The sequence below is a fragment of the Halocynthiibacter namhaensis genome (assembly GCF_000812685.1).
GTDB classification, from domain to species: Bacteria; Pseudomonadota; Alphaproteobacteria; order Rhodobacterales; family Rhodobacteraceae; genus Halocynthiibacter; species Halocynthiibacter namhaensis.
Window position 1 is genome coordinate 1 of sequence record NZ_JWIF01000019.1, and the last position, 8,560, is coordinate 8,560.

General features: G+C 50.4%; 7 protein-coding genes, 1 tRNA gene, 1 pseudogene and 1 other annotated feature. Of the genes and pseudogenes, 8 read left to right on the top strand and 1 reads right to left on the bottom strand.

The features are described from left to right. The 3 genes from RJ38_RS03715 to RJ38_RS03725 form a co-directional block, all read left to right on the top strand. A partial coding sequence (locus RJ38_RS03715; RefSeq protein WP_039017561.1) for an IS5/IS1182 family transposase occupies positions 1-246 on the top strand: 246 nt, incomplete at its 5' end. Positions 247-435: 189 nt separating this feature from the next. Next, positions 436-525 (top strand) — tRNA-Ser (locus tag RJ38_RS03720). Between the two features lie 93 nt (positions 526-618). Further along, positions 619-2,334: a site-specific integrase gene (locus RJ38_RS03725; protein WP_082005619.1), complete on the top strand. Its 1,716-nt coding sequence runs from the start codon at positions 619-621 to the stop codon at positions 2,332-2,334. Positions 2,335-2,360: 26 nt separating this feature from the next. Here RJ38_RS03725 and RJ38_RS03730 read toward each other — a convergent pair whose 3' ends face one another. After that, entirely contained in the window at positions 2,361-2,615 is a 255-nt protein-coding gene (locus RJ38_RS03730) for a hypothetical protein (RefSeq protein WP_039017563.1), read from the bottom strand. A 42-nt stretch (positions 2,616-2,657) separates the two neighbouring features. On the opposite strand from RJ38_RS03730, the gene RJ38_RS03735 reads away from it, so the two are divergent. The 5 genes and pseudogenes from RJ38_RS03735 to RJ38_RS03755 form a co-directional block, all read left to right on the top strand. Further along, positions 2,658-5,369: a hypothetical protein gene (locus tag RJ38_RS03735; protein ID WP_039017564.1), complete on the top strand. Its 2,712-nt coding sequence runs from the start codon at positions 2,658-2,660 to the stop codon at positions 5,367-5,369. 353 nt (positions 5,370-5,722) lie between these two features. Next, positions 5,723-6,121 carry a hypothetical protein gene (locus tag RJ38_RS03740; protein ID WP_039017565.1) on the top strand — a complete coding sequence of 133 codons (399 nt, stop codon included), beginning with the start codon at positions 5,723-5,725 and terminating at the stop codon, positions 6,119-6,121. Positions 6,122-6,409: 288 nt separating this feature from the next. Continuing rightward, the gene (locus RJ38_RS18000; protein WP_052245179.1) at positions 6,410-7,405 is read left to right on the top strand and encodes a Hint domain-containing protein; all 996 of its coding nucleotides are present in this window, start codon (positions 6,410-6,412) and stop codon (positions 7,403-7,405) included. A gap of 584 nt (positions 7,406-7,989) precedes the next feature. Beyond that, positions 7,990-8,322, top strand: coding sequence for a transposase (locus tag RJ38_RS19465; RefSeq protein ID WP_039017537.1), 333 nt, complete (start codon positions 7,990-7,992; stop codon positions 8,320-8,322). Further along, positions 8,277-8,393 (top strand) — a sequence feature (AL1L pseudoknot). It overlaps the preceding gene by 46 nt. Then, a pseudogene (locus RJ38_RS03755) lies at positions 8,325-8,560 on the top strand (IS3 family transposase); the annotation flags it as partial. It overlaps the preceding feature by 69 nt.

Genomic DNA, 8,560 nt, shown 5'->3' on the forward strand with positions numbered 1-8,560 from the left:
GGGTATGATGCTGATTGGTTCCGTAAGGCATTGTCGAATAAAGATATTAAGCCCTGTATCCCAGGGCGAAAGTCACGCAAAAAACCTGTGAAATATGATAAGCGTCGATACAAACGGCGCAACCGTATTGAGCGTATGTTTGGTAAACTCAAAGATTGGAGGCGGATCTCCACTCGATATGATCGCGGCCCCAACGTATTTATGTCCGCAATTGCGCTCGCAGCTACCGTGCTGTTTTGGTTATGAGTCCTGAGCCTAAGGCGTCGGAAATTTGCAACATTGTGCACCCAAAAATTGCCCATTTCTCGGCACATGTCGCAGCAGATCAGTTCGGATTTGTGTCGAGTTACATAAAATTTCGGATGCCAAAAAAAATTCCGCATGTGGTTTTTTTTGGCCTTGTTTCTCTATCTTTACGCACTTATACGGATCAACGGAGACGTGGCCGAGTGGTCGAAGGCGCTCCCCTGCTAAGGGAGTAGGCCCGGAAGGGTCTCGAGGGTTCGAATCCCTTCGTCTCCGCCACCCACACTTTTAATCCTTGTTTTTCAGAATGTTACTGCAAAACAAGGTTTTGTGCAACTTGCATTGCTACAATAGGCTGCTACAGTAGCCATTATGAATCCACGTGTATCAGTCCCCAAAATCTTCCTTCGCGGCAACAAATGGTATGTCCGTGTTCAGGTTCCTAAATCCATGCAGGAACGCCTAAAACGCAAAGAATACTGGGTTTCTTTGAGGACATCAGATCGTGCAGAAGCACTGCAACATGCTACTGCTGCTACCCAAAAGAAGCGCCGTGAAATATCTGCGGTGTATCGCCGACTCAGTTCGATCAAAGAAACCTTCCATGAACTTAATGCTGACCAACAGTTGGCCTTAGGGCGTGAAGCTTATGCAACCCATGTAAGCGGTAATGCTGATTTGATCGCCGAATTTAAAGCCAGCAACTTCGAAACCCTGAAGGCATTCACAGAAGCGCGTTCTGATACCGTAGACGATGTGATCGCCCGACTGCGTCTTGCACGGTCTGACACCCCGCATATCCGCATTATGGCTTATAAGCTTATGGAGGAGAACGATATCAGGTTGCCCGAAGGTTCTGTGGCGTTTCAGCAGTTGCTGGAAATCTGTGCCGACACCTTCATCGAAGCCAAAAGGAACGAACTGGCAAAACTGGCGGGTCGTGCTGTGCATGATGCACCCAACCAACAATATGTCGATACAGTGACTGGTGGGCCAAAGAGCTATGTTTCCCTTGGTGATCAACTTGCTTTGCCCCCAGAACCGACACCGAGCCTCACTGCATTGATGGAAGCGTTCTTGAACAACCCTAACAAGCTGCGGACAGTAAAGACTAAGAAGTCGATCAGAGGGTATCTTGGTGTGGTGTTCCAAGTCTTGGGTGATGACACGCCTGTTGATGAGATCACCGAGTCGGATTGCGAACGGGTGCGCGATCTGATCGCCAGGCTCCCACCTAACTTCATGAAGTTACCCGGTGCAGGCAAGCACACAATTGAAGAGTTGGCTGCACTGGCCGAGCGAAAGGGCCTGAACAAGCTCTCCCCCACTGGTGTGAATAACTATTTGCGCTGGCTGATGACTTTTCTTGGTTGGTGTCACCGCAAAGGCAAGATGGATCGAATGCCGACCGCCTATGCAGAGATCAAAGTGGCCGACCCAGTACGCAAGAAAGACAAACGGGCTGCGTTCTCCAACGATCAACTAAACGTCATTTTTCGCAGTCAAGTCTATCAAGATCAAGAACGTAACGGCAGTCTCTTCTGGGTGCCGCTGATCGCGCTCTGGAACGGAATGCGGTCGAATGAAATCTGCCAGTTGGATGTCGCGGACATCAAGCTGGAAGAGAATGTTTGGGGTTTTGATGTCACCCACATCAGTACCACTGGCGATGACGATAAGTCGGTGAAGACGGGGAGTTCGATCCGTTTCGTCCCTATGCACCCCCGTCTTATCAAGTTTGGCCTCTTGGATTTCCATGGTGAACGACCACGGAATGCCAAGTTGTTCGGTGACATCACCCGTGGATCAGATGGTTACTACTCAACCAACTTCAGTAAGAAGGTGAACCGTTACCTCAAAGGTATTGGTGCACATGGCCCGAAGCACAAATTCCATTCATTCCGCCACAACTTCCGTGATGCCTTGCGAAAGGGGCGTGTGGATCGCGAGATAGGCAAGGCACTTGGTGGCTGGACAGGCAGCAACACCGATGCGTTCGACATCTACGGCAACGGGTATGATGTTAACGAACTAAGAGACGAGATCGTAAGAGTGGATTACCCCCATGTGGACTGGTCCAAAATCTGAGATCACACGCAACACTCCCATGTAAATTACCTCCCCAACGCCCGCACCATGCCTTCGAACTTCTTTAGATCGACGGTGTGTTCCGATAAGGCGTCGGCGTCTTGGTCGTTGGTTTCCAGAAGGTATAGCTCAATCGTTAGGTCACCACGTTGCTTGGGTGTCAGCGGCACATCCAGCCGGGCGACCATTTCGTCCAACTGGACGATGACATCTTTCATAACTTTCAATTCGATCCGCTCCTTGGACTTGCTGTCTTTGAAGAGTTCGTGTGGTTCTCCCATCACGCTAGTGAACGTGCTGCATTGCAGGTGACGCAGGACGGTATGGCACAAACGGCATATTCGTTGTTCAGCAACATCATGCATATTCCAGCATTTCAATATGATGATGGCAAATGGCAACGCCCCAGCGATAGGGTCGGAGTCAGCCCCTTCATGGTATTCACATTCGAGGCGGATAAGACGGACCTGCAAGTTCAGATGACATGGATCTGGGAACGGGATGAGGATGGTCTCACGACATTAGATAAGTTGCATCTGCACCTATCGCGGTCCTTCAAGGATTATCGAGGTTATTGCATCGTCTGGTCGGGTAATAAATCACTGCACATTCATCTGATCTTTGCTTCATCTCACCTGAACAGACGGACAACAGAGATCATGGCACGAATGGACGGTAAAAGCCCGGCGGCACAAATCCGCGATCATTGGCGTGCCGACATCAACCCAGACCTGATCTGGGACTACTACACCGAACGTTGGTATCATTTGGAAAGTGTTTTGCGGTCTGTCACCGGTATCGCGGATGAGTTTGATATCAACATGCGTCTGCTGCACCAGAAGCGTCGCCTGCCGTGGGGATTGCGAGAAGCTGATGCCGACAATCACTTTGGACTGAAGGCCGGTGATCTTATTCCCCAGATCGTTCTTGAAGAAAATATTCGAAAAACATCCGCAAAGGGTGCAAAGGGATACTTCTTGGATGCGAATGATGCGAACAACTTACCATCCGTACAGCGTGTGAAACGTCAAACAGACAATCGCAGTGCGATGCTGGATGCGGGTGAGCTACTGCCTGCGTTGACCCAATACCTAAAAGATGGATGGGGAACCGAATACCCCAAGCCAGCGAGTATCACTGAAGAAGCAAATGGAATAACAGTCTGGTTCTACAACAGTGTAGCGGATCAGAACCCGCGATCCCTCGTGTCTGAAGACTACCGTACAATGTCATGGTGTGGGAGGGATGCACCTGCTGGCGAGAAATTTAAGCAACTGCCGGACACGTCCCTGACAATGGGTGAGCTATTGATTGAACTTCAGGCTGAGATCGATGCAAAGGACGGGTTGGGCACCATCTGTTTAGGCAATCGCAAAGGGCGCGCACGCGCGCCTGCTGTTCGGCTTTTTGCAAAACATTTGCTCAGTACAGCCGCTAAGCACGTGCGTTCGGCAATGTCCGTGGTCGCTTGGCAGGTGTCTGAACGGCATGCACGCAACATGATCGTCAGCGCAGAAGGTGGCGGAAAGACAACCGCAGCCATCCGGAACGCGGGTCAGTTTCGTCTTGATGACATGGCCAGCAACTTTTTTGGGGGTAAGTTGGTTGCACCCGGTAACGGCTTTCAGGTGGTTGCGGGATCATCCAATGCGCAAGCCCACGAGCATTTTGAAGCCTATAAGGACTGGTGGTCTAAGCAAACCAGTGAAGCCCTTGTTGATCTTCCGGCGCCCGTCTTGCTGCAATCACTTTCTGAACACTACAAACAATATTGCGCAACCAACGACGTGGAACCAATACGGCGCGAAGACGCCCTGTACCGTGGTTACAGTTCTTTGCTTGAGGCGGTTCACTCTCAACAACCAGAAGTATTCTCTGCGATCACTGGCTTGAAGAACGCGGCGTGGGATGTCTCCGGTGGCGGTGGCACTGTCATCAATGGGTTCCACAACAACACAAAAATCCTGATCTTCACGACCCATCAAATGGCCCAAGGGTTCAATCAGCCATCTCTCTCCAAGGCATGGTTACATCCTGATTTCGATATCGGTGACATCCGCGATCCTGACCAGTGGGTTGCGCTTGCCACGCAATTCCACCTGTATCGTATCGTTCATGACGAAGCATCACTGTCCGATCTCGTGCACATCGAGAGTAAACGTGATGTAAAAACCGCCCATAAGTTTCGGAAGTTGCTCAAGACTAAGACCGGTCAACATTGGAGCAAAGCCAGTCAATCACAACGTTATCAGGTGTTTAAAGATCACGGGACCAAGAGGATGAAGAAGGCGCGCTTTGATGATCTATGCAACATCATCGACGTGGGATTTACGTCTGATGACATCATGACTGTGGATTTCCACGCCCATCCATTCGGGGTCAATAATTCAGACGACGCCATGTACATCAAAGCCCATGGTGACAGCTACTACGTAAAACCTCGAAGTTGGTGGAAGGACCTGAAGTCGCGGGTGATGATCACCACGACCGAAGAGCTGATTGCCCAAGTTGCCAGCAGAATCAACAAAACGCCCAATAACCAATGGATACCGCAAATTCGGGTTCACCGATTGGATGATGAAGAGTTTGTATCACCCGATTGTATCCGGCTTCGTCGCGACAAACGTGCATGCAAGGATAAGATCGATGATCTGGTTCACGACCGGCTGGTAGATGGAATGGACTTTGCTATTTCCGATATGGTGCAAGGCTCCAAAAGCAGCGTTAGCTCACATATCAGTGCTCGTGGTCGTAACGATCTGCAGAATAAGAACATCAGCACAGTTCTGACATTCCTATCAAAGGACGAGTTTGCACGCCTCAACGTGATCGCACAGCGGTTCGGCATCGAAGACATCTATCAGAAACACTACCGTGACCGGCTGAATCAGGCTGTTGGTCGAAATCGTGGCCTGCGCAAAAATCATGCGACGCCGTACGACCATGAAATCATAGTATCACCAACATTGCATAGATGTTTGGGGGGTACGTCATTCTTCGGTTCAGGCAGGTATCCAGCCTATCTGACATCTTAACTTTGCAGCCCCTAACGGACAGGTTCGCAAGCGAACCTTCCATCAGGTGCTTGAACGCGGCCTGAACGGCCACGTGTGTAATAGTCCCTTTTGCAAATGAATATAGTTTACCAGATGCCCTGACGGGGCTGCGCCCCGCCAGAATATCCTTTGCCGATCCTTAGGTCACAGGTGGGGTCAATAAGTCGGCCCCTAATAGATATATAATTAGCACAAGACTTTTTGCCCCCCCCCCCATCTGCGTCATCCGGCGGCGCAGCAGGCAATGATCGAGTATGACACCCACACATCAAGTACTTCGTCCGACGAAGCAGACAAATCCCTAAATACCTCGAAGCAACGAAGAGGTTCTCATGCAAATTTATGCACCCTACCAATATCCTGATCCTGAAATGTTCTGCGCCGTAAACGTTGGCAAAGATACTAAGGCGTTCATTACAATCCGTTTTCATACCTGTGCAGAGGGGAAGGATTTCATCATGGATGTTAATCCTGACACTCATGATATCTTGAAGGATATTCCACACGGCAACCTACTGATCGATCTGTGGTCTGACGCCGCTGGTGATGACTGGATCGCGTCATCGGTGTTCAAAGTCACATCAGATACACTGGAACTGTCTGAATCCCGGGCATTTGGTGATCGGCGCAACAGCGGATTAATCGACCTGATGGCGACGCGCGCCCAAAACATCACCGGAAACGCACGGGGTCTGACAGGCATGGAACGATCAACCGACAGGCAGTTCTAACCGGAAAAGCATGTGACTAGACTGGGTGATGGTAAAAAACCGGGAGCGCATGTGTATGACGGTAGCCCGAAGCAGTCATTGCCCAACTTCTTTCAAAACGAAAAGCGGACATCCATCGGGAAATATGCTAGGTTCTGCACTGCGGGACAAAGAAGACCTTGCCCAATTCGGAAGGAACGGCTGCTTCGCACATCTTATGCGAGATTTAAACCTGTGCAATAAAACCATGGCTTGACGAGGTTAGTCTGTTACTGGCACCTTTTTCCAAACTCACGTAATGGAAGCGGCATGCCGACAATCGTCATTTATGAAATTAGCGGTGACCCTCTGGGCGCTGCGAGCGTTGATGTCGATGCAGCCTTCACTGTCGATATCATAGACGATGACGCGACAATTGAAGATCCCGACGCCAACGGCACGCCTCAGTTTGATGTAAGCGGAATTCCAGGGCTATCAGGTTCGACCAACTTTCAGGTTTTCGAATCTTATGATGGGACTGTTGGGGGGGTACCGGTCACATTTACGCTGATGCAGTTCTCGGGCACACAATACATGTTTGTGACTGCCGGGACTGTCAGCGTCGGAGATACCATTGACGCGCCGACACTCGATACCTTTTCGGCGCCACCAAGCGACTATGAGGATTTGCCAACCTATGTGTGTTTTACCAACGGAACAATGATACTTACCCGCTATGGCCAAGTCGCTGTTGAAGACTTGCAAGTTGGTGACGAGGTCGCAACAATGGACAATGGCTACCAACCAGTCCGTTGGATTGGTTCACGTGAGTTGGAAGCGACCGACTTAGCTGATCATCCCAACTTGAAGCCAATTAGAATTAAGGCTGGCGCACTTGGCTTAGGATTACCAGAAAGCGATTTGAGCGTGTCGCCGCAACATCGGGTATTCATTCGATCGATTGTGGCCCAGCGAATGTTCGGTACTGATGAAATCTTGGTACCTGCCAAGAAGCTGGTTGACCTTGATGGTATCGATGTGGACCAGTCAGCCAGCAGCGTGACCTACAATCACTTCTTACTGCAGCGCCACGAAATTGTATTCTCGAACGGAGCGCCGACAGAGAGTATGTTCACAGGTACTGAGGCACTAAAGTCAGTTAGCAAAGCTGCGCGAAGAGAGATCACGGCACTTTTCCCTGAGATTGTGTCTCCTGATTTTTCACCTCGACCGGTTCGACCAATTCAACAGAGAGAGAAGGTAGTGCGGCAGTTCGTGGGCCGAATAACAAAGAATAAGAAGGATCTTGTCGAGGCAGTAAACTGACATCTAGATTGTGGTCAGCCAGAAATCAGGCGCCGCGTCAGGGCGGGTGTAATCACCGATAGCCGACATTAGCACCAAGCGCAGCATTGGTCTGTTTGGGCTCTAACTTGCCGTTAGCTGCATGTTGCACCGATGACCGCTTTGGCGCAAGCCTCTGACTTTGCAAACTACACTTTCTGCCCATTGCTGCCCTCGGTGTTGATTGGGATCATGGTTTCATGAACGTGCGTTACCAATGTATGGGCCAACACCCGTCGTAGGTGGGGATGGGTGATTTGTGAGTGTCTGAGGTATCAATCAGAGACGCGCAAATCACGCGCTTCCATCTCCCCACCTTTACCACTTAGTTGTGGGGGACGGTTCTGGATGGTTGGTCACAACCCGTTTTGTCCAAGTTGCCAAGTGCCACAATAGCCAACAGCCCAACCAATACTGTGGTCGAAAACATCCATGATAAAAATAGAATGAGGAAAAGCTCGAACATTTACTTCCCCTCCGTGGCCGGTTTTGAAACTTGCAGGGCTTCGCCTTCGGGCTGAACCAGACCGGGTTTACCGGAGATCATAAAGCTTGGAAGATAAGTCATGATCAAAGGAAATTCAGGAAACCGTTTTTCAACAGAAGTCCGGGCGCGCGCAGTGCGCTTGGTGCTTGAGAATGAAGCGGATTATCGGACGCGATCTGAGTGCTTCAGATCGATTTCGAAGAAGATAGGATGCAGCCCCGAAACGCTTCGGGACTGGGTTAATAAACAATCGATTGAGACAGGAGATCGGGAGGGTCTGACGTTGTCAGAGCGGGCGCAGATGAAGGAACTTCAGCGGGAAATCCGTGAGCTTCGTCAAGCGAATGATATCCTTCGTAAGGCGTCAGCTTTTTTCGCGGCGGCGGACCTCGACCGCCTACGGAAGAGATGATCATGTTTATAGATGACCACCGTGATCATCTTGGCGTCGAGGTGATTTGCAATGTTTTGCCGATCGCGCCTTCCACCTATTACCACCGCAAGTCGATTGATCGTTATCCCAAGAAGGCATCGGATCGAGCAAAGCGTGATGCCATCATAATGACTAGGATCACCCATTTCTGGGAGAATAGCGGGAAGCGCTATGGGGCGGTTAAGATCTGGCATGACTTGCTCGACGATGGGTTTGT